Annotated in this window: 16 protein-coding genes and 2 pseudogenes; 4 read left to right on the top strand and 14 right to left on the bottom strand. The window is 44.1% G+C overall.

The features are described from left to right. Positions 1-188 precede the first annotated feature (188 nt). From AC0WRU_RS11795 to AC0WRU_RS11780, 4 genes are all read right to left on the bottom strand, one after another. The gene (locus AC0WRU_RS11795) at positions 189-1,151 is read right to left on the bottom strand and encodes an AraC family transcriptional regulator (RefSeq protein WP_476128426.1); all 963 of its coding nucleotides are present in this window, start codon (positions 1,149-1,151) and stop codon (positions 189-191) included. A 212-nt stretch (positions 1,152-1,363) separates the two neighbouring features. Next, positions 1,364-2,782: an MFS transporter gene (locus tag AC0WRU_RS11790; protein ID WP_476128425.1), complete on the bottom strand. Its 1,419-nt coding sequence runs from the start codon at positions 2,780-2,782 to the stop codon at positions 1,364-1,366. A 60-nt stretch (positions 2,783-2,842) separates the two neighbouring features. After that, positions 2,843-5,572 carry a glycoside hydrolase family 78 protein gene (locus AC0WRU_RS11785; RefSeq protein WP_476128424.1) on the bottom strand — a complete coding sequence of 910 codons (2,730 nt, stop codon included), beginning with the start codon at positions 5,570-5,572 and terminating at the stop codon, positions 2,843-2,845. A 32-nt stretch (positions 5,573-5,604) separates the two neighbouring features. Continuing rightward, the gene (locus tag AC0WRU_RS11780) at positions 5,605-7,875 is read right to left on the bottom strand and encodes a glycoside hydrolase family 3 C-terminal domain-containing protein (protein ID WP_476128423.1); all 2,271 of its coding nucleotides are present in this window, start codon (positions 7,873-7,875) and stop codon (positions 5,605-5,607) included. A 272-nt stretch (positions 7,876-8,147) separates the two neighbouring features. On the opposite strand from AC0WRU_RS11780, the gene AC0WRU_RS11775 reads away from it, so the two are divergent. Continuing rightward, positions 8,148-9,305 carry a helix-turn-helix domain-containing protein gene (locus AC0WRU_RS11775; protein ID WP_476128422.1) on the top strand — a complete coding sequence of 386 codons (1,158 nt, stop codon included), beginning with the start codon at positions 8,148-8,150 and terminating at the stop codon, positions 9,303-9,305. 89 nt (positions 9,306-9,394) lie between these two features. Here AC0WRU_RS11775 and AC0WRU_RS11770 read toward each other — a convergent pair. The 3 genes and pseudogenes from AC0WRU_RS11770 to AC0WRU_RS11760 form a co-directional block, all read right to left on the bottom strand. After that, positions 9,395-9,596 (bottom strand): annotated as a pseudogene (locus tag AC0WRU_RS11770) (SDR family NAD(P)-dependent oxidoreductase); the annotation flags it as partial. A gap of 1 nt (position 9,597) precedes the next feature. Beyond that, complete coding sequence (locus AC0WRU_RS11765) at positions 9,598-10,881, bottom strand: glycosyl hydrolase 53 family protein (protein WP_476128421.1); 1,284 nt, start codon at positions 10,879-10,881, stop codon at positions 9,598-9,600. Positions 10,882-11,290: 409 nt separating this feature from the next. Continuing rightward, positions 11,291-12,034 (bottom strand): annotated as a pseudogene (locus AC0WRU_RS11760) (SDR family NAD(P)-dependent oxidoreductase); the annotation flags it as partial. A 475-nt stretch (positions 12,035-12,509) separates the two neighbouring features. Here AC0WRU_RS11760 and AC0WRU_RS11755 point away from each other — a divergent pair. Then, positions 12,510-13,196 carry a TetR/AcrR family transcriptional regulator gene (locus AC0WRU_RS11755; RefSeq protein WP_025684865.1) on the top strand — a complete coding sequence of 229 codons (687 nt, stop codon included), beginning with the start codon at positions 12,510-12,512 and terminating at the stop codon, positions 13,194-13,196. 266 nt (positions 13,197-13,462) lie between these two features. Here the strand turns inward: AC0WRU_RS11755 and AC0WRU_RS11750 are convergent, their stop codons facing one another. Further along, positions 13,463-13,918 (bottom strand): hypothetical protein, encoded by a 456-nt coding sequence (locus tag AC0WRU_RS11750; protein ID WP_476128420.1) that lies wholly within the window; start codon positions 13,916-13,918, stop codon positions 13,463-13,465. Positions 13,919-13,955: 37 nt separating this feature from the next. On the opposite strand from AC0WRU_RS11750, the gene AC0WRU_RS11745 reads away from it, so the two are divergent. Beyond that, positions 13,956-14,183 carry a hypothetical protein gene (locus AC0WRU_RS11745; protein ID WP_476128419.1) on the top strand — a complete coding sequence of 76 codons (228 nt, stop codon included), beginning with the start codon at positions 13,956-13,958 and terminating at the stop codon, positions 14,181-14,183. Next, positions 14,184-14,828: an AraC family transcriptional regulator gene (locus tag AC0WRU_RS11740; RefSeq protein WP_476128418.1), complete on the top strand. Its 645-nt coding sequence runs from the start codon at positions 14,184-14,186 to the stop codon at positions 14,826-14,828. 497 nt (positions 14,829-15,325) lie between these two features. Here the strand turns inward: AC0WRU_RS11740 and AC0WRU_RS11735 are convergent, their stop codons facing one another. The 6 genes from AC0WRU_RS11735 to AC0WRU_RS11710 all read right to left on the bottom strand — a co-directional run bounded on the left by AC0WRU_RS11735 (position 15,326) and on the right by AC0WRU_RS11710 (position 25,189). Beyond that, positions 15,326-18,184 carry a heparinase II/III domain-containing protein gene (locus AC0WRU_RS11735; RefSeq protein ID WP_476128417.1) on the bottom strand — a complete coding sequence of 953 codons (2,859 nt, stop codon included), beginning with the start codon at positions 18,182-18,184 and terminating at the stop codon, positions 15,326-15,328. Further along, on the bottom strand, positions 18,129-18,512 hold the full coding sequence (locus AC0WRU_RS11730) for a hypothetical protein (protein ID WP_476128416.1): 384 nt from the start codon (positions 18,510-18,512) through the stop codon (positions 18,129-18,131). Before AC0WRU_RS11730 ends, AC0WRU_RS11735 begins: the two co-directional genes overlap by 56 nt. A 37-nt stretch (positions 18,513-18,549) precedes the next feature. After that, positions 18,550-19,611 (bottom strand): dienelactone hydrolase family protein, encoded by a 1,062-nt coding sequence (locus tag AC0WRU_RS11725; protein WP_476128415.1) that lies wholly within the window; start codon positions 19,609-19,611, stop codon positions 18,550-18,552. Between the two features lie 180 nt (positions 19,612-19,791). Further along, positions 19,792-19,986 carry a helix-turn-helix domain-containing protein gene (locus tag AC0WRU_RS11720; RefSeq protein WP_209440986.1) on the bottom strand — a complete coding sequence of 65 codons (195 nt, stop codon included), beginning with the start codon at positions 19,984-19,986 and terminating at the stop codon, positions 19,792-19,794. Positions 19,987-20,131: 145 nt separating this feature from the next. After that, positions 20,132-21,724 (bottom strand): glycoside hydrolase family 43 protein, encoded by a 1,593-nt coding sequence (locus tag AC0WRU_RS11715; protein ID WP_476128414.1) that lies wholly within the window; start codon positions 21,722-21,724, stop codon positions 20,132-20,134. Positions 21,725-21,769: 45 nt separating this feature from the next. Next, positions 21,770-25,189, bottom strand: a complete 3,420-nt coding sequence (locus AC0WRU_RS11710) for a COG1470 family protein (protein WP_476128413.1) — start codon at positions 25,187-25,189, stop codon at positions 21,770-21,772. Between the last annotated feature and the right edge of the window lie 37 nt (positions 25,190-25,226).

Raw genomic sequence — 25,226 nt, 5'->3', positions numbered from 1 at the left:
CTGTTTTTTAATCTCCTATGCTACCTCCTGTTAGCGCTTACATAAGTTTTAACTCATTTACTGAACTTTCACCATGTCAAAAAATTAGATGTTGACTGTCAAAAGCATTAAAAAAGCAGAGTCACACCGTTTTATTTAGTGTACCCCTGCTTTAGAATCCTTATATGAAGTTAATTCCCAGTCATACATTAGCGATATTCGCTAGGTGTCATATGTGTGTATTTCTTAAATAATTTAAAGAATGACGATGATTCGTTATAACCGACACTCAACGCAATTTCTTCAACCGACATATTCGTTTCTTTCAACAATTCTTTAGCTACATTTATTTTTTTTCTGTTTAATAGGTCTTTGAAACTGCTTCCGGTTTCCCTTTTCAGCTTCAAGCTTAGATAACTTTTGTTATATCCAAAGGTTTTAGATAGATCATCTAGCGAAACCGAATTATAGTGGCGATCAATGTACGCCAACATAGAGACCACTTCCTGATTCACATCTTTATCTATAGACTGTAGGTTATTTTTTTCAAGAATGTTGGTTAATTCGATCAGTATCAGTGATAGATACAGATTAAGTGCCTTCTTTTTGAAGGAATACTCGGAGAAATACACACAGAATAAATGATTCATTAGCCCAGTCAACACATCGCTGCTGGGATTAACGAATATAAGAAAGCGGTCATGCTTCTCATTTTTTTTTGATGCTGAAAGCATAAACTGTGTCACTAAATTATTGCTATTGGCAAGATTGGAGATGATGTCTGTCATAATTGTCTCCTCTTTCAGCAACACATTTAGAATAATGTCATCTTTTTCTGTATCCTCAATGCTGTGTGGTGCATCACGGTCAATTAACAGAATATCTCCTGCTGATAATTCGATTCTTTCATCGTTAATTATCTGTATACACTTACCTGAATAGACATAGTTCATTTCGACAAAATCATGCGTATGCATTCTTACCGGAGCGTAGCGCCGATGTTTACGAATGATTATATTCCCTTCTTGAAATAGTAGTTCTCTCGATACTTTAGGAATCAGTTTATCATCAAAGGGAACTTTTAAGTCATTGACACTCACACCTGTTCGTTTTTGTAATGTTTCGACATCCTCTTCTTTTTGCAACAAGGCATCTAACTCTTTAATATTCATTTTTACCTCCCAAAACAAACAAAAATTGGTTCCGATAATTTACTGTACCTCATTGCCCCATGCCTATTTTTTATTCGTTGCACATATGACACATTTATCTCCCTAGACCGAAAGATCATTTTCAAGCACGCAAAAACCCGGAACACTTTTGCAGCCGTGTTTCGGGTCTATCTGTCTCCACTCTTGTTCATCTCGTCAAGTAGGTATTAAGATCAATCATTTTTCCTCTGATTTCTACGTTCCTCCAAGTCTTTTGCAATCTGTGTTTGCTTCTCTTCCGTCAGATCAAACCAAGCAACACTCGCTGTGAAAACGATTACAATTGCAGGTATAACTCCCATTAAAACTTTGAGGCCTGTCAAGGTTGTGCTGCTTTGCTCCACGCCAGGCTCATAGCCGATCATAACTAACACCCCGGCAGCAATAGCACCAGATAAAGCTGTGGCGAAGGTTTGTAGAAATCCCATAAATGAACCCATAAACGCATTGACGTTGATCCCTGTCTTCCATTCCGTGTAATCCATAGCCGCAGGCAGCATTGTTCCTTGAGCAGGACTAGAGAACCCGGTGAACACGCCGGAGATTACCCCGATCACCAGAAAAGCGATAATACCCGCTGGAGTGCTTGGAATTACCAGAATGGCCAGCATTGACAATACAGTCACAAATGTTCCAAGGAGTACGTTAGCCTTGACGCCAATTTTTTTTGTCACCATCGGACTTAAGACGGCTCCAATCATAACTGGTAAAATGGATACAATACCTACGGTAACCACCAAACCTTCATTGCCAAAAAAATATTTAAAGTAGTGTACCATAACGGCTGATCTGATCCCATTAGCCAAATTCAAAGCTAATACGTAAATATAAACGATAATGGCATTTTTATTGGTAAAAACTGCAACAAGCATCTCTTTTAATGAAGGTCTCGCCTCATCTTTACTCGACGTAACGATATATCTCTCTTTCAAGTTCAGTACTTGAAACAGAGAGACCAGAATCGTAATGATACCGACCACAAGCATCAATAAAGAAAATCCTCTGGCATCGCTTCCGCCCCCCAGAGCTTTATAAAGCGGCTGAGCAGCGATTGTAACAAACATGGCTCCAACCATAACAAGCATATAGCTGTAAGTGCCAATAGATACCCGTTCATCAACCCGTTTCGTGACAGCAGGCATAATAGCTGAGCTTGGCGCCGGCGTAATCGCAATCATAATACTGTATGCAAGGTAAGTTACCGTAGCATAGATAATTTTTCCCGTGTGGGAAAGATCAAAGCTGGTAAAAGTCAACCAACCAAAAATGGCGGTCGGAATACCTAGAATGAGCATCCACGGCTTATACTTTCCCCAAGGCGTAGTCACTTTATCTACAAATATACCAAACATGGGTGCCAGTACTGCATCAATGATACGAGCGACCAGAAATAACCCTGCGACATAAGCAGGGGAAATTTTCATGACATCCGTATAAAAGAAGAGCAAAAACATTGAGATCATTTGGAAATGCAGGGTGCCCGTCAAGCCACCGATAGAACAAGCTATCTTTTCCCGGAGTCTAAGCTTAGGTTCCTCATGTTTAGTTTCATTGATAACGCTTTCATTATAGGCGATTTCTGCTCTACTCATTCTGATTCCCCCTATTATTCTGAGGAGCGGGCAAATGCCACCCGCTCCTTCCAACCGAATCTAGCAACTCCGGTTAAGAGTCTGAATAACCGTAATGAATAAATTCTTCATTTCTTCAGGTGCTTTACCTAACACCTCGCTAACCGAAAGCTGTCGGGCAAACTGAATCATCGGATGATTCAGCATTTCCGGTGCATATTGATTTAGCATTTCCAATGCGACCGGCTCATCCATAATCTCACCCAACGTGGAATCCGTAGAGAAGCGATCTTGCTCCAGAGAAGTCTCGGTCTCATATTCGTAGGTATAGCTTCCGGAGCCCACTTCAATTGGCTGCTCCCGCTCAGGAAGCTCCAAAATAGCAGTGGTATTGGCCGGTATCTCCACTTCAATACGAATCATATTATTTTGACAGGACCATTTGCTCACAATCCGTCCGTAAACGGAATGAAGCTCTGCTTCAACAGCAGTAATTCCTGCAATAAATTGTGGCTTGATCAGAATCTTTTTGTATCCCGGCTCCAGTGGATTGATGCCCGCCAGCCTGCGGTACAACCATTCCCCTATTGAACCGTAAGCGTAATGGTTTAAGGAGTTCATGCCTGAGACATCAAATTCGCCATTAGGCAAAATGGAGTTCCAACGCTCCCAAATGGTGGTGGCCCCTTTCTTTACGGCATATAACCAGGATGGATAATCTTCTTTTAGAAGCAGTATGCCTGCCAGATCATGAAGTTGATTTTCCGTCAAGGCATGGCACAAATAAGGAGTTCCTACGAAACCGGTGGACAAATGATTTTTGTGATTGGCGATGTTGGTTTTAAGCGCTTCCAGAATACGCTCGCGGTATTGCTCATCCGCCAAATCAAAATATAAAGCCAGAACGCAAGCTGTCTGTGTTTCACTGACCATTCTGCCAGTCGCCGTAATATATTCCCGGTTGAAAGTCTTCTTAATATGGTTATAAAGTTGATCGTAAGTCTGAGCGTCTTCCTTCTTGCCCAGAACCTCTGCTGCTTGGCATAAAAGACGGGTGGAATATGCATAATACGCATTGGCTATCAGATACTGATCTGTTGCCCCTGTCCGATCGGCGCTTTCCTCCTTATCTAGCGCAAGCCAGTCGCCATATTGATAACCGGACTGCCATAATCCGTTGCGTCCGCAGCGTAAAGTAATATAATCGACCCACCCCTTCATGCTCTCGTATTGCTCCTTCAGGACTCGAACGTCACCATAGGTTTCATAAAGTACCCAAGGGATAATAACTGCCGCGTCACTCCAGGCAGCCGCTCCATCCTGATCCCCTAAAATATTCGGAACGACATGAGGAACCCCATATTCCGGCGTTTGCTCTGAAGCAAGGTCATGCAGCCATTTGCTGAAAAATAGTGCAACATCCATGTTGTAAGCGGCGGTTCGGGCAAAAATCTGAGCATCGCCCGTCCAGCCCAGCCGTTCATCTCTTTGCGGACAATCTGTTGGAATATCAAGAAAATTACCTCTTTGGCTCCATTGAATATTGCTTTGAAGCTGGTTTACCAAAGCGTTGGATGTAGTGAAGCTTCCCGTCATAGCCATATTTGTATGAAGCACGCATGCTGTGAAGTTTTCCAGACGAATATCTTCCAGCCCTTCCACACAGATATACCGGAATCCGTGGAAAGTAAAGTGCGGCATAAAGACTTGTTCCTCACCGTTGCAAATAAAATGATCGACCGAAATAGCTTGACGAAGCGTGTCCGGGTAAAAGTTCCCTTCCTTATCCAACACCTCTGCATGCCTGATCGTAATTTTTTGCCCAACCTTCCCTTTTACCTTTATTTGCACAAACCCGGTTAGGATTTGCTCAAAGTCCAGCACTTGCTCTCCTGCTGGTGTCGTAATCAGCGTTTTGGCGGCAAGTCTTTCGGTGATCCGAACCGGCTCACTCTCCTGGGCGATGATGCGGTTGTTGTCAAATGAAAAGGAGTCCACCTGCTCCGGCTCCTGCTTTGGATAACAGGAATCAATGGTTTCACCCATATAAATTTCGCTGCTACGAATACTCCCCGTCGCTACCTTCCAGCTTGTATCCGTTGAGATGATTTCAGAGGTCCCATCCGTATAAGTGATATGCAATTCCGCCAATGCGGCTACACGGTCTCCATAATGATTAGGCGTACAAGTAAAACCAAAGATGCCTTTATACCAACCGTTCCCCACGATGATTTCCAAACAATTTTGTTCATGCAGCATCCCGTCAGTGTCATAGGTTTGATACTGCAGTCTTTTTCTATAATTGGTCCAACCAGGCGCAAAATACGTGTCGCCCACCTTTACCCCGTTCAGCCTAATTTCGTAGACACCAAGGGCCGTTGCGTAAATACGCGCAGTGCGTACGGTTTTGCTCACAGAAAACTCTTTTAAGAAGACAGGACAAGCGGTTTCTTCCGCGGGAAAACGATGGGTAATCCATTCTGCCTTAAAATTCGTTCCGTTCAATAATCCTGTCTCAAAGCTTCCTTGCACAGTCGCATGGTTCTCTTTGTTATCCCATACCTCTACCTGAACTCCATATCTGGTGGAAGCAGCAAGGTCCGGCCCGGCATATTCTACATGGATTGATGTATCGCTTTCCAGCTTACCTGTATCCCAAATGCTATTCCCATCCGTGGTAACTTGAATCCGGTAGACCTTTTGTCGGACATTTTGTTCCTCAGAGACCAGCTTCCAGGAAAAACGCGGCCTCCTTACATCCAGGCCAACCGGATTTTCACGATATTCCGTCCGCAAATCAACAATCTTCATTAATGCAGTACTCCTTTTCGTTTGGATTTACATCAGTTTGCGCCGTTAACTGCCTGCAAAATACTTTCTAGTGCCTCTTCCGTAAAGACTCCGTTACTCATCGCTACGGCGGTGCGAAGATGTGTAGCTTTCATCACCTCATTCACATTCATACCCAGCATTTTGGTGCCATCCCCCTCCTCTGAAGGAGCTGATGCAGCCAGCATGGATTTAACAACCTCTGCCCCGGCAGGATGCTCCATCAAATCGCCAAACGTTGAATCTCTCGTGATAATTTTTGGGAGTGGAACAGTTGATTCCACCTCTATACTTTCTCGAAGCACAATCTCTCTGGAGGATTTGCCTATCAGAATTTCAAAGGTGCCTGTCTCTACATGCCAATCCTTTAATTGGACGTTATAATAAGCAAACGATCTTTTATTCAACTGGAAGGTAACCGTTTGCGTCTCTCCCGGAAGAAGAAACAGCTTTCTAAAGCCCTTAAGCTCCTTCTCTGGTCGAATAACCGTACTCTCCGTATCTCTTACATAAAGCTGGACGATTTCTTTTCCAGCTGCGGGACCTGTATTTTTCACCGATACACTTACGCTTAGCATCTCATGATCCTTAATGTGCCTTTGGTCAACTTGCAATTGACTGTACTCAAAAGTAGTATAGCTAAGTCCATATCCAAACGGGAACAAAGGTTTCACATCCCTTGTATCATAATGTCTGTAACCGACGAAAATTCCTTCTTTATAATGAACTTCATGTTCATCTCCAGGGAAATTCAAATAGGAAGGATTATGTGCTAGCTTCTGCGGGAAGGTCTCTGCCAGTTTACCGCTAGGACTGACGACACCAAACAGCAAATCGGCAACAGCTCCTCCAGTTGCCTGACCACCGAGATACCCTTCCAATACCGCTTTCACCTGGTTTAGCCACGGCATCTCAACTGGAGATCCATTGCTTAACACTACGATGGTATTCGCCTGCACTTTAGACACAGCTTCGATCACGGCTTGATGATTTGCCGGCAGCTTGAGATGGTTCCGATCAAAACCTTCGGATTCGTGCCTCGCCGGAAGCCCTGCAAAAATTACAGCTATTTCAGCTTGTTTGGCCTGTTCCACTGCTTCGTGGATCATTGCCTCATCGATTTCATCATGGTTCATAGCATATCCGTCAGCATAAAGCAGGTTGGCGTCATTTCCCGCCAGCTTTTTCAGTTCATCATAGATGACATCCAGCTTGGTTGTTTGAATAAAAGAACTGCCCGCCCCTTGATATCTTGCCTGCTTCGCAAAGCCCCCAATCACCGCCAAAATTGTTCCTGGTTTAAGCGGAAGCATGTGATCTTCATTTTTCAGGAGCACCATGGATTCTCTTGCTGTCTTCCTAGCCAGCTCATGGTGTTTCTCTGGATCATAGACGACTCCGGCTTTCTTGTTCTCCGCTGCTTTGAATACCAATTTGAGTATGCGTCTTACCGCCTGATCAAGCATCTCTTCCGGGAGCCAGCCTGACTTCACTGCTTCAATGATTTTGGCGACTCCACGTCCCCCACTGGAAGGCATTTCGATCTCCAGGCCAGCTTCTAGATCTGCGTCTCTTTCAATCGCTCCCCCCCAGTCGGAGATAACTGCTCCCTCAAATCCCCATTCTTCCTTCAAAATATCAGTCAACAAGGTTTTGTTTTGGGCGCAAAATTCGCCGTTCAATCTGTTATAGGCAGACATAACTGTCCAAGGTTCAGCCTCTATGACAGCTTCCTCGAAGCTGGCCAAATAAATCTCCCTTAAAGTCCTTTCATCTACAACCGCATTAATAGACATTCTCCGGTATTCCTGATTGTTGGCGGCAAAATGCTTCAGCGATGTACCAACACCTTGGCTCTGAACCCCCTTGATGAAGCTTGAAGCCATTTTTCCCGACAAATACGGGTCCTCCGAAAAGTATTCAAAATTTCTTCCACACAAAGGAGAACGTTTGATATTTGCCCCAGGTCCAAGCAAAATGGATACTTCTTCTGCCTGGCATTCCTCGCCAATCGCCGCTCCCATTTCTGCAATTAGATCCTCATTCCATGAGCAAGCCACGCCGGCGGCTGTAGGGAAACAGGTAGAGGGAACGCTTTTGTTTAAACCGAGATGGTCAAAATTCCCTTCCTGCTTTCTGACTCCATGTGGCCCATCCGTCATCATAATAGAGGGTATACCTAATCGCTTGATATCCTGTGTATTCCAAAAATCTTTACCTGAGCATAAGCTTGCTTTCTCCTCTAGCGTCAGCTCGCGTATCAATTCATCAATTTTGTTATGCATTGCTTCTTACGACTCCCTTCACTTGCATAGTATAAGCAAGTTAAATTGTAAGGGGTTTCTTGAAAACATTATGGTATTTTAATTTTGTATATGGTATTTTAATTATTGAATTAAATTAAGCGCTTACAATATAAAATTTAGTTTTAAAATTGATTCCAGTTCGAATTTTGTAGAAAGGGGATTGGCAAATGGATTTTTCCCAGGGTTCTCTTTCCTTTATCAGCAAACGACTATCCTTGATCTTCCGATTATCAACTTTTTTTGTGAATCCAATGGGTGATATTTTATGGGAATATACCCCGAATCGTAGCTTGAACCCTTTCTACCAAAACAAGAGAAAAAACTTATTTGAGGTATTAAACTTTGATCCCGCGAAGCCTTGTGAGTTCCCCATCCTTCAGAAAAGCTTCTATCTGGAAAACTACATTCTGATTAGTTTAAATCAAGGAGGCCACTTTCAAGGTACAATATTGCTCGGACCTTCTATTTCATCTGCGCTTGCGAACTCGAAAATTTTGGGAATAATCAACGATCTACATCTGGGCGCTCAACGAGAGCAGATTCTAAACTATTACCATACCGTCCCTGTAATTCCACGTGATACACTGTTGGAGATTTGCACCCTAGTTTTTCACATGGTTACGCAAAAAATGATTTCGCCAAGAGAGATCATTAATGAAATAAATACGTCTTTGAGCTCTGATTTAAAGTTTAATATGGAAGCCGAAACAGCCAAAACGCGCCAAACCAGTGATTTTCACCAAGACCCGTTACTGGAGAAAAAGCTATTCAATATTATTAGAGAAGGTCGTATTGAGGATTTGAAAAACTTCGGCAATGATTTTGGCGACAAGGTCGGGGTACTATCCAAATCCAGCTTTATCCGATCAAAAAAAAATCTTGCAATCACCTCCATTACACTGGCTACCCGTTCCTCCATCGAAGGGGGCGTTTTGTCCGAGCAGGCGTTTAGCCTCAGCGACCTTTTCATCCAGCGGCTCGAGGAAATGAATAAATCGGAGGAGATTGACCAATTTCTTGTGGAAGCCCTGTTAACGTTTACGCAAAAGGTTCGGCAAGCAAAGGAACGTCGATATTCAAAGACGATTACCACGTGCCAAAATTTTATCCACAACCACCTATACGGTAAAATCAACCATGAACAAATTGCAAATTACGTTAAATTAAGCCCAGGTTATCTTTCCGTTTTGTTTAAAAAAGAAGTTGGCGTTTCTGTAAACGAATATATTCAACAAGCCCGGATCGATGAAGCCAAAAATTTGCTAGCTTTCACGGATAAGCCGATCACGGAAATCGGCGCATTGCTCAGTTTCACAGATCAAAGCTATTTCACGAAAATATTCAAAAAAATGACTGGTGTGACGCCAAGAAAATATCGTGAAAACCCACATACACTGGAAACAAGTTAGGAACAAAAAGAAGTCTAAAGTGTATCATAACCCCCAACAAAGAACCCATTATCCTAATGAGTTCTTTGTTGGGCGCAAGTCGTGAGCTGTTATTTCACGGAATAAGAGCCGTCAATCGAGAGTTCCACGCCTGTAATAAAAGAAGACTCCTCTGATGCTAGGAACAGGACAGCGTTACGATATCCTCTGGTTTGCCTAGACGTGGAAGTGGTGTCTGGGATAGAAACTATTGATTCAAATTTCCTCCTTAAACAAATCTGATATCATCGGTGTCTCAATGTATCCGGGATGATTAGCTATTTTTTAAATACTTTTTTAATTCATATAAAATTGGCTTTGCGGATAATGTTGATCCATCTGAGTCCATTTTGAATAAAGACATAGGTGCCCAATGATTAATACTTAAATCTGGAGCCCACGGACGTATCCCACTAACGCCATTTTCTCTACCCCACTTAATAAAATCTATAGTGAAACGTGCCTGATCTTTTTCAGAAATCTCATATCCAGGTATAGGAGTATCCCAATCAGCAAAAGGACCGCTAGTTATTGCTTCGGAAGGATATGCATATTCAGCCACAAAAATTGGAAGCTTTAATTCATTGTAAGTTTCAGTGATCATATTTTTTGTGTAATTCACTGGATCTGTAAAGTGACTCATTGAAGTGGGGTAAAAACTAATACCAACTTGATCTACGTTGTATCCGTTTTCTGCTAACGTTTTAAAGTAAGAGGTCATAAAATTTGTGTCGGCCATAGCTGTTGTAATGTGTGTGGAAAATTTCGCATCCGGGTCTACTTTCTTAATTCCATTGGCTAGTGCAGCCATCATTTCCCCGTTATAATTCCAGACATTTTCTTTTAACCACTGAGCACCAAAAGAGGGTGATGTATACATATCCTGTAGTGTTTTATTTTCTAATATAGGGTTTACAGCTGTCTTAAGACCCACACTCACACCACCAAAACCAAAGTTGGCCTCATTACCTATGTTCCAGAATTCAACCTCACACCCTGAGTTTACTACTTCTTTAGCCACTAACTCTCCGTATTGATACAACACATCTTTCATTTCTTCTAGGTTATATTCACTCCAGGGCTTGTTGGGTTGAGTAATTTCAGGATAGTCTTTGAAGTTAGGTGCCTGCTGGGAAAATGAATCCATATAAGTGTAAGCTACCATTATTTCTGGATTCACTTTTAGACCCAGTTCTTTTGCAATTTTACAAACCTTAAGTCCAGATTCCAAAGACAGCAGCTCAGCGTGCTCTGGATCAATTGAAACGTCTCCATCGTTATATCTCTTGGTATTAATACGAACAAACATTTCATTAGAACCTATCCGCCTATATAATCGCTGCAGCTCTTTAGGAGTTCTAGCAATGTTGTTCCCATACTTGAATTTATAGCCTTGCTTCAAGGTATCCGATACGCCTTGACCAAGAGAAAGCGCCATTCTAAAATTATTACTTTCTATCTCTTGTGATTTTGATTTAGCAGGCTGAGCGTATATTCTGGAGTCAAATCCCATTAGTAATAACACGGTCACCAAAGTGGAAATCAACATTTTTTTCATGTCATATCCCTCCTAATTAATGAAAAGGCTCAATACTGAAAGGAAAAATAAAATAATGTATGTGACCAATGACCGATACGATGAAATGAACATTAACGAGGTGAATACTAAATTATTGTATTTTTTTAATGCTTCCCCCTTCCAGTTTTTCTTACTAAAAGTTCTGTTCTTTAATTTCCACCTTGCTACCAATGTATACCAATGATTTGTTAGCGCTTACATTATTATTTTTAACTCATTTATTCAACTTTCACCATGTCAAAAAAATAGATGTTGACTGTCAAAAACATTAAAAAAGCAGAGGCACATCGCTTGCTGCGATGTGCCTCTGCTGAAACCTTATAACCGACATAAATTCACTCAAGTGTGAAACCATGCGACATCTATTTTCTTTTGTTGCAATCTCGAATCAGAGCGTAAGACCGCCGTCGGCCACAATTATAGACCCCGTCATATAACTCGAACCATCCGAGGCCATGAAAGCAACCAGTTCAGCCAGCTCTTCTGGCTCTGCATAGCGTCCGATTCGCATATTCGGGAATTCTTCTGGTACATAACCGCTTTCTTGCAGTGATTGAGGAACAGCCGCTGTTAAGGTTGTAGCCACTCCCCCAGGACAGATGGCATTTATGCGAATTCCTTTTCTCACATACTCAATTGCAGCCGCTTTTGTTAAACCTGCAACTCCGTGCTTGCTTGCAGTGTAGGCAGCTAAACTGTGCTCGGCACGAATTGCGGTCGTAGATGCGGTATTAATGATATGACCGTAGCCTTGTTTCTCCATCACTTGAAGGGCATATTTCATTCCGAAGAAGATCCCTTTCAGGTTAACATCAATCACGCGCGAAAATTCTTCTTCCGAGATCTCATGAAAGGGTTGGAATTTTTGCAAAATACCAGCATTGTTAAATGCCACATCAATTTTTCCATAAGTTTCAATTGCTTTCTGTATATAATTCTGAACATCCTCACCTCGAGATACATCAGCTTGAACAAAAACGGCCTCCTCACCATTTTTACGAACAAGCTCCAGCGTTTCTTCTCCTGTAACAGCATTGAAGTCAACCAGCACTAGCTTGGCTCTTCTTGCTGACATCAGCACTGCGCTTGCCCGGCCAATTCCGCTTCCTGCACCTGTGACGATGATGACTTTACCCTCAAGCGAAGCATCGTTTTTTCTGGAGGAAGGAGCAGCGTGGGTTTGTGGAGTCTTTTCTGCTACAAACACAATTGAAGCCAAATCATTCTTAATTACTTCTAGTGTAGAAAGGGGAATGTTCACTTGAGGAAGGGCGACCAGCTGATCCAAAGTGAAATTGGAGGCCATCTTAAATGTTGGTTCACTTACAAATTCAGGTAAATGTTTTTGCAGTACAGCGAACGCTTCTTCATGGTTTAATAGATCACCAATTTTAATATTTTCATTGTAGGCCATTGGGCTCATCCTCCAGTAAAGTTAATATATTTCTAAAAAAATGATATTATATATATCATCATGATAGTAATACTATCATTTTTGAAAGTGAGGATGCAACTTTACTTCGTGAACCAAGTAAAAGTTAATCCATATGCTTCGCTATGTTTAATACGGACCTGTTCATTGACAAGCAACAGGCACCTTTGCTAGCATGATTGAAGCTGAATCCTGTAAGGAGGTCTTCCTCATTCAACCTAGTCAAAGACTTGAACATGAGCGCAGCAATCTGAGAATAAAGCGGCGCATAAATATTATTGAAGCAGCCCAGATCGTTTTTACCAATAAAGGGTTTGAACAAGCCACGATGCAGGAGATCGCCAAGGAAGCGGGTTTGGGTGTAGCTACCATCTTCCGCTATTTCCCTAAAAAGGAGCAATTGATCGTGTCCGTTGCTTCCAGGATTGTCCAATCCGAGTTTGAGGTGTTATCAGAAATTGTCAGGGGTAAAGGCAACTGTTACGACAAGCTGGACAGAATCTTTGGTGCACTCATCTTTTTTCAGAATACAGAGCATCAACGAAACTCTAAACTTATTGAAGCATTTGAATGTTACGTTGCGATGTCAAAAGAACCTCTGGAAGATATAGAAATCTACCAGGCACAATACAACAAACTGATCGCGCTTTTCAGTGAGCTTGCTCTACTTGGAGAGCAAGACGGCTCTGTAAGGACGGACCATATGACTGCCGATACCATCATTACCATGATGAACGTTTTTGGGAATTTTTCCAAGAAAATGGCTATGCTGAATGGCATTGCCGCATTTCATACACAGGTAGAAGAGGCAGAACAGTTCAAGATCCTGAAGAAATTATTCCTGGACCAATTAAGAGCTTAAACATCGCCTTTGGGCTTTAGATTGGCTTTAGGTTATCGCGGATTCTCAAACTATGAGACCAATGTGAAGCACATATTGAACAGGATATCCTACACTATTTTTGTTGTTTATGTACTGGACTACGTATTTTGTAGAGAAGAAAGTACCTAACGCCAGTAAAGGCTGGCAAGGCACTTTCTTCATTTGCGTATTTTTTTGGAATCTCGTTTTCCACACGAAAAAGGATGCTGCATGTTCAATGCAGATCCCTGTTCCTTATACTCATCTTATTTCCGGTGTTCATCCCATATCCGGTCTGCACGAATCAACGCTTCATGTATGGATATATTGCCAGCGATCGCATCCTGCACAAGTTCATAGAAGGCATTGCAAAAGCTAAGGGGAATCCCGTCCTGTCCCCAATAATACTCCATACCATAAAGTTTGATCATCTTCGGATCATGAAGCAGTTGCTCCACCTCTTGCTTCAGCTCAGAGGACTGATGTGGCATCGGCTCCTTGGTGACTGGAGCGCCGCTCACCGCTTGCAGGTACTTCGGATATTTAAAAGAAGTGCAAGAACTGCTCCATGACCTTTGCCTTCTCCGGGTCGGCAGCAGCCAGCGAGGACATGACCCATTCTGAAGGCTGTGGTAATCCCAGAATATGGAATCCCTCCTGACGGTCGGGAACCGCAACCGGACGCTGCCGTTCGGTAATTCGGAGAAAATCGTGTTTTTCATAATCATCCTCCTTTTTTTGTCTATTGGAGGACACAACATGAATAACGATCTTCATCTGTCTGCAGACCCTTTCCCACTCGTTCGGGACATCGGATGGAATAAAACTGATAAGTTGTACACGCATCCAGATCGGATATTGGGTTATGATGTTTTTCTATTCGTTGCCAAGGGCTCCATGCAAGTAATCGAAGATGGAGTAGAATATATTATTGGAGAAAATCATCATTTGATTCTGAAAAAAGGCCGCCATCACTGGGGACTATAGATGACAGAACTCGGTACCAGCTGGTACCGGATTCACTTTAACCTCCCTGACGAGGCTTGTGACAACTACAGGGAACATTCGCCTATTCCCGAATTGGAGTACTATGGTCCGGAACACTATAATTACTGTATTCCATTGCCGAAAAATAGAACCTCTAGCCTGCAAGTTCGTCTCGCAGCTAGAATAGAAGCACTGGTTGCTGATTACCGTACGCCTGGATCGCACAGTTTGACTCATGTCAACTTGAGTGTGTGTCAACTGTTTCTCGAGCTGCAACAGGCGATGAGCGAGCGGAGCAAAATCGGACGAATTAGCAAGACAGATACGGTTGCCGGTCGTGTCATAACTTATTTACTGCATCATACCGAGGAAAATTTTGATTCAAAAAAAATCGCCTCCCATATGAACCTTAATTACAGCTATTTATCGGCTGCGTTCAAAGAGCAGACAGGTCAGACCATCGTGGATACCCACACTAGGCTGTCCATGAACATGGCCATTGAATGGATGCGTAATAGTACGCTTAATATCTCTGAGATTAGTGCTCACCTCGGTTATCATAATCCTTTTTATTACAGTAGAGTTTTTAAGAAGGTTATAGGAGAGTCCCCATCTTCCTTCATGTATCATCTCTATAAGCCATAGCGGACATTGAAGAAGTTGCAAGGAAAAAACATTGTCTTGATCGGCTTCGTTGAATTTTAGACCACTGTTATTTTTAAGCGAACTCAATCGAAAATTTACCCAACCAGTGACTTTTAAATTGCAGATACACCGCGAATTCCTGCCAATCGTAACATTCCATGCTTGATCTTTTTGTTTTATATTGAACGTGTATTGCTTCAAAGGTTTAATTCAACATGTCATTCCAAGTCAAGGAAATGAACATATCTATATTCTCCTTGATTGGAAATGAAATAGCTTTCTCTAATCAGGGCATATCTCTTTGTGGGGCGCAACTTGAAGTATGTTAATGTTTACTGATGAATAGAGGGATTCAGGAATTTCCGTGCCCTATAGGTGGGATCATATCATAGTAAAAAGAGCCTTGGACCACAGTTTCGGTCAAGGCTCTTTTTACTACAGTTGAAAATAGCGACTGCAATGCACCGACTTGTCAACCTTTCTGCACATTATGGAATTTACGACATTTTTTTCAGACGCACGGATAATGGTAAAGGATGGCTGATCGTTCTCTCTTCTTTCTCAGACTTAGTGGGTACGTCTAGAAGGACGTGACAGCCATCTGTCACTAGGCTTATGCTTCCACCTGCCTCATGGATTATGTCAAGCTTGTTTGCGCCTTTTTCCTTGGGATAGAGCACCGTCAGGAATCCGTCTCGGGCATCTGCAACCGCACGCACGTAATCCATCATGCCAGCCTTCTCGTCGCCCCGATCATAAAAACGGGTGGAGCGCCCGTGCTCCAGAGTGATCGATTCAAGCGGACTCAGAAACACCGTTTCCAGATCTGCATCATATGCCCCTTCCGAATTCACTCGACTGCCGTCCGTCCAAGATTGTGTGGCTGCAACGGGCAGATTGAATAGCACCTTGCCTTCGAAGTCCAACACCTCATCATGAATAATATACAGGTCTGGCTCTCGTACATAACTCACGTGCCGAATGTGCCTTCCTTCGCCTTCAGGGTTGGCAATCTCGATACTGATCGAGTCCACATCTTCCCCCAGTTGAACATCCAGCACACGGCTGGTCTTCGGCACATCCACCCATCCGCGCTCCAGACTGTAGGTTCCGGCCGAAAGATTGATCATGCCACCGTCATATGGCGACACTACCTTTTGTTTGGTAGCGAATTGGAGACAGGCATGTGAATAAGAGCTGATGTGCCAGTTGGTGCTGCTGTCAAAGTACCCTTCAATTCCCGAGTCCATTACCAGTGGAACCGAGTTTTTGTAGAGTACAAACGAACCTTGATCCAGATGCCCATGGGCCACAGGCTCCGGACTGGACATGATGGCAAAATAGCTCTGCTTCAAGGTGCCGAAATGCTTGCGAAAAATATGGATGCCCGCATTTGGAAAGGCACTCGCCGATTCCAGTTCAAGTGGCTTTCGGGGCGTATAACGGTCCACTTGGGATAGCATATTTTCCAGTATGATCGCTTCTCCCCATAGCTTCTTAAAGGGTCGACCCGCAGCCATCCAGGTATGAAACATCCGGTCCGCCAAGTCCCGGTCAATCTCAGCGATTACTGTCATAAAAGCCGCATAGTAACCAAACTCCTCGCCCCCGCCCAAGGCATGATCACCGAAGGGAGGTGTGCCGATCCGGCCATCGAAATACGCATACCCTGGTGTCTGTATATCTACGCCATAGCTGAACATGCGCAGCAGTGGTGTTGTTCGGAACCAGTCTTCGCCTGTTACATTCTTGAGCACCAGGGCATAACCTGCGAAACGTTCCAGGGCGGCATGATGATACCGGATGGATTCTGGCCAGGAACCGTCGGGATTCACGTTCAATGCCAGCTGGGCCTTCAGAATGGTGTTGGCATTGTTCAGCCAGGCATGGCGATTCGGAAAATCGCTCAGTACCATCATCATGAATCCCGTCCCTACACACATGTCTGTCTGCCAGTTGCTGCATCCACGCTGGGCTTCATATGGGGGCCATTCCGTCCTGTCCCTCAGATCCAGCATATACCTGAGCATGTATTCCACCAGCGCATAGAACCGCTCTTTCTCTTCGGCATCGAAGACATTTGCTGACCGAATCAGCGAATAACTTGCCGCGATGGCGCTCAGTAGCCGTCCACCCTGCACAGCCCCGTAACAGTCGCTACCCTCCGGTCGCAGGTTCGTTACGAGCCAATGCTCTGCCCCCTGACAGAAATCATTCAAAATATAAAGCATCGCCAGCTTGGCTTTCTCTGCGTAGACGGCATCTCCGGTCATCGCGTATCGGATTGCATCGCCCTGCATGGGCAATTGAAATCTTCCGCCAGGCAAGGAGGACTTGCGATGAAAGAAATACACGAACTCTCCAGCAGGCTCACCTTGCTCATCCATATAGGAGATCTGCACCTTAAGCCCCTTTTTCAGCTTTCCATCCAGCTTTGCAGCGAATGTCAGTGTGCAGCCCATCCCACCTTCCACGTCGAATGCCCGTTCATACGTCCAGGCTCCCTCATCATTGGGGGTCGGGTTGCACATATAAAGCGAGCGTCTGGAAACATCTTCGGCGCTTCCGGACACCTGGGAGGAAGGATTGTCAGCTTCTGCGGAACGCATACCACCGCCGCAGTAAGGATACTCCGACTCCCATTTCAACACAGGCTGTCCCTTGAGAACCTCACCTTTCCAGAAGCTGGGCCCCGTCTCCCCTGAGTCATATCCGCCGTTTCGGATGTTTAGGCTACCGCCGCTTGCTGTAAGAATCTCCAGATCGTCGATCCATACATGCCCAAGCCCTTCCTGCTCATTCTCCTCTGCGGGCAGGATAAAGGATATGACCGCCTTGACCGCGCCTGAAGGCACCTTGAAATTGATGATTTTGTCCGTGGAGCTCCACAGGTAGAAATGACGGTTCAACTCGGCATAATCCGTGACGCCCTTCATGATGCCAGAGACTGCTCTCTTCAGATCTGCCAGATTGTAGAGCTCGCTCAAACGTTCCATCTTCTCATACTGCTCGCGAATCGCCGAATTAGAGTGAATCACCGATTTCAGCTCATCCATAGCCTCAGCATTCAGGTAGAGTGAAGCGTCCGGTTCGGCATCCGTCCGCAACCGACGCGAATGACGGAACTCTCTCAGACGGTTATAAACATTAACGATCCTTCGAGCTAGCTCTTCTCCACCATCCACAGTATTGAAACGTCCCACTTCTTTCCTTAGCGCATCCATCGATTGAATCAGCTGACTGCCTGCTTCGGCGTTATATTCACCGATCCCTTCGCCAAGTTCCACCTCATCCAGCAATTCATTGGCCTTCTCCAGAACATAGGCGGCCTTCAACGGGAGCCTCGTTTCCTTCATGCATCATATCCTGCTGCTCGAACCATTCCAGGGCCGGTTCCAGCCCGTAATGTGCATATACGCTTCGTTCTTCCGCAAAAGGAGGAACCATCGTATACCTTTGTGTAGCAAACCGGATTGCTTCTTCCGAACGTGGAACAATAAATTCCCGATTCCGTTCAAAAGGTAATTCGGCCCTGTCTTCCAATGCCAACTTCGCCTGGCGCAGCGTATCCTCCAGTGCCAGCTTGGCTCCGTCGGTGAAGAATTCTCCCCGGCTCTCAAGCATCTTCTCCGCTCGCCTGGCCAACTCGCGGAGCTCATCGCGATTGCTGGAATTCGATGTCATCTTGACATTCCGCCTTTCTCTATTTGTATCGAAAGCCTCAAACATCTGGAAAATGTGTCAGTTGGCCATACAGCCATGGTATCGACTTTTCTCCAGATATCTCGTGTGAGCCGGAATGAATGTGGTAGTCGAAATTATCTTTGGCTCCCCACATTCTGTAAGTATATTCCAGAAAAGTTGCAGCCTGCCGCACTTGCTTGACTGGAAAGATCGGGTCCTGTTCTCCCGACTCCACGAAGAGCGCACGCGGGGCTATGATCCCAGTTAACTCCGGCTGCTCTGCATCCAGCAAAATGCCCGGCAGGTAGTTATCGATGCAGTGATGCATCGCTAGAATGCTGCCCTGGAACGTATTCGTCCAGCCGCACAATACTGTAGCCTTAACGCGTTCATCGAGCGCAGAAGCATATGCAGCGACCAGACTTCCTCCCGAGAATCCAAAGGTGCCAACCCGCTTCGCGTCCACATCGTCACGTCCCAAGATATAGTCCATGGCACGCATTGCTTCATACACTCTCATGCCCGCCAGCGTCCTGCCGTACATCAGCAGCTGAGAGGATAGCGTGCCACATGAACTGTAATTAGGTGCCGATTTCAATTCCTCCGCCATTCGCCGGACGCCGAAGCCCATGATCTCTGGAACCACAACAAGCATTCCCTTCCGTACCAATTGCACGGCGAATCGATTGTGGATTCCCGGGTCAGCCAATTCAGTACCATCAGGCTCCAAACCGACCGCATCAAGATATCCGTTCCCATGACCATGACAAGCAAGAACGGCAGGCCAAAGGCCATTTCCCACCTTCGGAACAAGCACAATCACGGGTACATGCACCGCCTCCATCGTCGTATAGGCGATTCGTTCGAGTATAAAATCACCATAATCTACCCGAGCCAGCACGACAGGATCAAGTGGATGGTCTCTGTCAGGGAATGCGCCTAAGGCTTGCTTCAACGCGGTACGCAGCTGCAACTGACGATCAGCCGGAGTGCAATGCACCTGTTGTCTCTCTCTTTTTCTTCGCAAATCCTGTTCCTCATATAACTGCTTCAGCCATGCATCTGTGGTCCAGTCCACTGTCTTCTGCCTCCGATCCATTCAAAAACTCCCCTTCATGCACCAGTTCCTGATGACAGGCCTGATTTCCTCGGAGGCCCGAGGTTGCAGCACCCTTATCTCCGTCTCCACGCAGACATCCATTGTCTCCCAGCCGTATTTCTCCAGGGATAGCACAACCGGCTACACCTCTCCCATTTGTTATCCATTTACAAGCTATGCTCATCCGTGCTTCAGCGTATTTCTCCAATACTCCTTGGGCGTCACACCGAATGTTTTCTTGAACAGCGAACTGAAATAAGATGTATTCGGTTTACCAACCGTTTTCCCGATTTTCGTAACCTTGTCAGCACCCGCGAGGAGTAGCTCCGTTGCCTTCTCCATTCGGTAGCCGACCAGATAATCGTTAAAATACATGCCTGTGGCGCATTGTATCCCACTGCCTTTAACCATTGACCATTATAAGCAGGGACGAAACCTGTAGCGCCTTCTCCCCAAACTTTAGGACCTCCCAGTTTTTCTCGTTACAGTTAGGAGTGCCTTCGTAGGTTTCATATTTACTCTAGCATCCAGTATTTGATTTATATTCAAAAAAATCAAAATATGCTTTTTTAGATCTTGTATCCAAATCTTGGGTACATATCCCTACATAAGCTCCAGTAAACCCCAGTTTACCCCCGTATTCATCAGAAAGTGTTCCAAAGTTAAGCGGTGTAGTTACAGCAGTCCAATTGTTCCCATCAGGAGAAGCATAGAAAACAAGGTCTCTATAAGATACTTCAACTTTTAAAAAGTAACGTTCCCATGTATTTGAAGAAATCTCCATGGAAGAAATCTCATCGTATACGCCTTGTCTTGAACACACTACTCCGACACAAACACCCCTGATTTCATCGTGACTTATCCGTAAATAATAGTAGTCTTTGTCATCGTAATAACATACCAGCCCGGCCATTTGCATATAGTTATCGGGCTCAAATTCTACACAAGTAGAAGCTGAGAAACAAAAATGTTGGACCGAACGTGCAATCAGGCTTTGATCATGAAGTGACGATAATGACTCTCTTCCTGTCAAACGTAAATATCCTTTTCTCTCGTCCAAGGAAACCCAGGATGAATCAAAAGGAACCCGTAAACTTTGATAAATAATATTCAGTTGACTTGCATCAAACTCATCCCGCTCTATCAATGGTGGAAACGAGCAAGGAGCTAGCACGGGTGCCTTAACTTCAACAGCGGGAAGTTTTCCTCCATGCGCTAGCTGGAGCCAACCATCATCCGTCCATTCACAACGCTGAATAGCTGTCTCTCGTCCGAGCGGATTGTCAGTACGTGTACCGGGAATGGGACGGGTACAGAGGTGAGCCATATACCACTCCCCGGTTTGGGTTTCAACCAATGAACCATGACCTGCCTGTTGAAAAACATAATTAACATCGTGAGCTGTTGTCATCATAGGATAGTGAGGATCTGTCTCATAAGGTCCTTCTAATGTTCTAGATCGGGCCAGAGTCACCATATGATTTGTCCCTGTACCCCCTTCTGCAGTAAGCAGATAATAATATTCTCCCCGTTTATAAAGTTGTGGCCCCTCTGTCACTCCAACAGTAGTTCCCTTATAAATTTCATGGATTGGGCCCGTCAATCTCCTTGCGTCAGGATTATACTCCTGCATAATGATTCCAGAAAAATGAGTACGATTCTTCCTGAAATCCCATCTCATGTTCAACAGCCACTTTCTTCCGTCATCATCATGGAACAGAAATGGATCAAATCCACTTCCATTTAATCTGGTTGGGGGAGTCCAAGGACCATTAATATCCTTTGCCGTGATGATATAGTTATGCAAATCCTTATGAATGCTACTGCGTGATTTTACATCTGTAAAGATCAAATAATACGTACCCTCAGCATAAGATAAAGCGGGTGCCCAGATAGACCCAGAGGCAGGATTTCCACGTAAATCGACTTGTGAAGACTGAGTTAATACCCTGCTTAACAATCGCCAATGTATCAAATCTCTAGAGTGATGAATTTCCACACCCGGAAACCATTCAAAGGTGGACGTCGCAATATAATAGTCATCCCCTACTCTTAAAAAAGAAGGATCGGGATGAAAGCCGGTTAAAACAGGGTTGTGAATGAACTGTTGCATGATAACCTCCATCGATATGAAATAGTTGTAATTTAACCCTTCACTCTATTGACTGTGCTTTGCACCCGATGTAGTTTCTTTTCGGACAAGATTCCCGTCCCGGTATTCTGCTAAATCAACGGTTATGTTCATATCTTCGATAGAATTGACATTGATGATTTGTGTTCTGCCGTCTTTCAGAATAATCTCAACAGTATCTGCATCTAAGCCATTTACCATATCAATCATGCTAGCTGACTCATGGGGTTCAATAATCGTGATGTATCTGGCCGTTTTGCCTGTCGTTCTGACGGCATAGGTTTTGCGTCTTTGTGATTCATCCCCCGGAAAGGCATCTGCACCCACTAGGCCCGTGAAGTGCACAGCATTTAAACCTGTTAGATCAAGTGTTATTATTCCGTCTAAATCGTGATTGATCGGACTTGCAGGGATGGCATATGGATACTCGATGCCTACGATCGTAACTCGGCCCCCCTCATAATCCTTACCAATTCCAAATCCGTGGTCCACATTTTCATAAACAAGATCTAATTCACTTAAGTTCACATGTGTGCCATTGGCTAAGGTAAGGTAAGCCTCCCCCCAGAAAAGGCCCTGCTTGGTCTGTTCTGGATACTGCTGCTCATTGTAAACGGGTAGATTTCTCACTCGCAAACGAAGCTGGTGGACATTCGTAATATCCAAATCACATTTTCCCTCGCCCAAAATCCAGGCTCCGAACATGCCTTCTGCCTTGATCTCCCCATCTGTTTCAACTTGGTAGATAAGCGGAATGTTATATCCATGAAATTCTGCTGTCCGACCCAATATTTGTACCGTTTTTTGTGGCCATGCGGTATAAACATCCATTTTTAACAGCCCTGGTGTATTATAGAATGTTCGTGTTCCGCGTAAATCTTCTCCTTCACCGAATATAGTTTCAAAACTCGCCTTGCTAGTTCCACTGACATTATACCAATGGCAATCCGTCACAAATTGTCCGTCTGACAGGGGATTTTCAGTATATTGACTCGTGTGCTTGATGTATTCGGAGTAATCCGCTTCTAAACCTTTGAAACCTTTGATTTGTAACAGGCTGTCGTACTGGTGTTCTTGTTCACTCTTTAGAAAGTCAAATAACACAATATAATCATCAGTAACTGCCATTACCCTTTTTTGAATAATCGGCTCTGTAAATTCAGTAAGTGCTCCGTAGGCAGGCGGGTTTGGAATTTCCGGCAGGGAACTGGCGTTGTATTCCGTTCTCTGGGCCAACGTTTCATCATCATCATAAACCATGCCCCCATAGGGAGGATAAGCCCATTGAGAAGCAGTCTCTATAGCAACTGCTTGTAGTGCCTGCCCGCTGTAAAACAATAATCGCCTGGAGTCGCTCGGCACCTGCATTTTCTCATCCACCGTAACCATATTCTTTGTAATTGAAGTTTGCACATAGAACTTATACATAAAATGTCCGTATCCCCACCAAACATGTTCAGGATTATAGAAGCTGCGACCATAACGCATCACGGAAAGCAGATTTGTCCGGTCATAATGCCCATGGGCATACCCGTGTGATCCATAGCGGATGACCGCCTGAATTTGCTCCTCAGGTTTTCTATGGTCCGTTTGGCTCCTTAACATGGCAATCCCTATATTGTCAGCGTATGCATTTTGGCCTGTTAGCTGCGATGTATATTCAGGTAATTCAGCGTGTCCGAATATGGGGTCAGCAATTGGGTTGTGATGGATGACAGGGATATATTCAGGATTCTTATAGTAGGAGTAAGCCAAATCGAAAGTAGAGCCAAAATGGACTCCATCCAATTTTTTCTCATCGGAGTCGCTAATACCAAAGATGACACCACGGTGATCCAAAAATGGAAGAGCTGCATCGAATAAATCCTTAATTCGCACGTAGCTTTTATGGTTACCGCCCCATTTTTTGTTACACATTCCAAATCTAAATTCAAAATCCTCACCTTTATAGGTACTGTGAACCTCGTCATTAAAGGGCACTGGGAAATGTGTATGTAGAATATTAATCCCAAATGGAAGCAAGGCATGAGCAGTATGCATGAATATGGAGGAAACCCATATGTTGTATCCTACAGAACATTCATGCCACCAGCCGTCATTAAATACACCGTAACGCAGTTGTTCAATCAAACCTCCTGGACCAAAAGCGAACCGGAGCGTTCGTTCAATATCCTCAAGTGAGAGCGCACAATACATAGCTCCCAAGATTTCAGACAGCAACCAATTGGAAATATGGCCACTCTGTATGTGATGATCTAGAATATCCATATAGATTCGGAATGTTTTTTCGACTTGTCGATGTTCTGCTGGAGTAAGAACTCCGCTATCATGAATGATGTCATATGGAATAGCTAAATGCTGAAAAAAATGGCCTTCTTGCACATAACTTTGGCTACATCCCTTTTTCTTCTTAGGATAGCCTGTTTCTTCATCTATAAAAAAACGTAAAAACGCGGCCACTTTTTCTGCATACTTTATGTCCTTGGTAAGAGCAAATGCATATGCGGCGGACATAATGCCATGTTCTTCAGCTGTATCATAGCAATAATCCCTTTCATCTACTGGTACAGGCGGCTTTACTTCCCATGCTTCTGCATCTGCAATTATTTTATCAAAACCAGGTTTGAACTTTGGATAATTATCGATCTTGGCTCGTGTTTCACCCCACTTTTGCTCATTATGATAAATATAAGGATGTGGTAATCTTTTTAATGTCTTCAATTCGACTTCGACAGCACTTCCGCTGTCCCCATTGGCCGTAAAACGCACAATTGTATTCTCATGTCCACCCGGTACTATGTTTTCATGGAGAGTGAGAGAGATAGTAACCTCTTGTTCGGCATCCGCATGAAGTACAAAATCATGTGGAGTAATTTCAGCAATCAAAGACTCCCAACCTTCAAAAGTTTGACTTACATTGACCAATTGTGTGTAATCTGTACAATTATATACGTTCAGCGTGTAGGCAATCATGTCGCCTGTATTGCCAGACTTCCCGCGAATATCTGATTGTACTGAAATTTTCTCTCCTCTCACTAACTCAGCTGATATTAATTCGGCGTTTCCATGCAGTTCAAAACTCTGCAAGAATCTCCATATGTTCGCCTTGGCTGACTCAATCTCAAAATCAGACAACTTGATTCTTAATTCATGTATTCTAGTACCTGCCAGGCGGATTGTTGTTTTGACAGATCGTTCGTCTGCAAAATGAGCCTTTATCATAATTTCGGTGGGCTCCATATTTGTAGATATGCTTAATTTAAGACCATACCACCCCATAGCATCTAGAGCAGAATCGTGGCCCCTCTCAAAACCAATAGGATACCACCCTCTTGCATTCTCCGGTGCACGATATGTTAAGAGTAGTGGTTCCAGCAAATTGTAACCATTCGTGCTCTTTTTTCCACTTACACTCCAGTCATTCAATAGGTTCATTTTTGTTTTCAATGGTTCACACTCCCTTAAATCTCAAAATGCATAACAA

It is taken from the genome of Paenibacillus sp. 1-8 (assembly GCF_056316205.1).
This window is presented reverse-complemented; position numbering and strand designations above follow the sequence as displayed.

Excerpts from the sequence above, each read along its gene's own strand:
- AC0WRU_RS11720 (WP_209440986.1), bottom strand. The coding sequence starts at position 19,986 with ATGTATTTTAACGATTATCTGGTCGGCTACCGAATGGAGAAGGCAACG.
- AC0WRU_RS11725 (WP_476128415.1), bottom strand. The coding sequence starts at position 19,611 with ATGGATCGGAGGCAGAAGACAGTGGACTGGACCACAGATGCATGGCTG.
- AC0WRU_RS11785 (WP_476128424.1), bottom strand. The coding sequence starts at position 5,572 with ATGAAGATTGTTGATTTGCGGACGGAATATCGTGAAAATCCGGTTGGC.
- AC0WRU_RS11780 (WP_476128423.1), bottom strand. The coding sequence starts at position 7,875 with ATGCATAACAAAATTGATGAATTGATACGCGAGCTGACGCTAGAGGAG.
- AC0WRU_RS11740 (WP_476128418.1), top strand. The coding sequence starts at position 14,184 with ATGACAGAACTCGGTACCAGCTGGTACCGGATTCACTTTAACCTCCCT.
- AC0WRU_RS11730 (WP_476128416.1), bottom strand. The coding sequence starts at position 18,512 with ATGACATCGAATTCCAGCAATCGCGATGAGCTCCGCGAGTTGGCCAGG.
- AC0WRU_RS11795 (WP_476128426.1), bottom strand. The coding sequence starts at position 1,151 with ATGAATATTAAAGAGTTAGATGCCTTGTTGCAAAAAGAAGAGGATGTC.
- AC0WRU_RS11735 (WP_476128417.1), bottom strand. The coding sequence starts at position 18,184 with ATGAAGGAAACGAGGCTCCCGTTGAAGGCCGCCTATGTTCTGGAGAAG.
- AC0WRU_RS11765 (WP_476128421.1), bottom strand. The coding sequence starts at position 10,881 with ATGAAAAAAATGTTGATTTCCACTTTGGTGACCGTGTTATTACTAATG.
- AC0WRU_RS11750 (WP_476128420.1), bottom strand. The coding sequence starts at position 13,918 with ATGAAAAACACGATTTTCTCCGAATTACCGAACGGCAGCGTCCGGTTG.
- AC0WRU_RS11790 (WP_476128425.1), bottom strand. The coding sequence starts at position 2,782 with ATGAGTAGAGCAGAAATCGCCTATAATGAAAGCGTTATCAATGAAACT.
- AC0WRU_RS11745 (WP_476128419.1), top strand. The coding sequence starts at position 13,956 with ATGAATAACGATCTTCATCTGTCTGCAGACCCTTTCCCACTCGTTCGG.
- AC0WRU_RS11715 (WP_476128414.1), bottom strand. The coding sequence starts at position 21,724 with ATGCAACAGTTCATTCACAACCCTGTTTTAACCGGCTTTCATCCCGAT.
- AC0WRU_RS11755 (WP_025684865.1), top strand. The coding sequence starts at position 12,510 with ATGATTGAAGCTGAATCCTGTAAGGAGGTCTTCCTCATTCAACCTAGT.
- AC0WRU_RS11775 (WP_476128422.1), top strand. The coding sequence starts at position 8,148 with ATGGGTGATATTTTATGGGAATATACCCCGAATCGTAGCTTGAACCCT.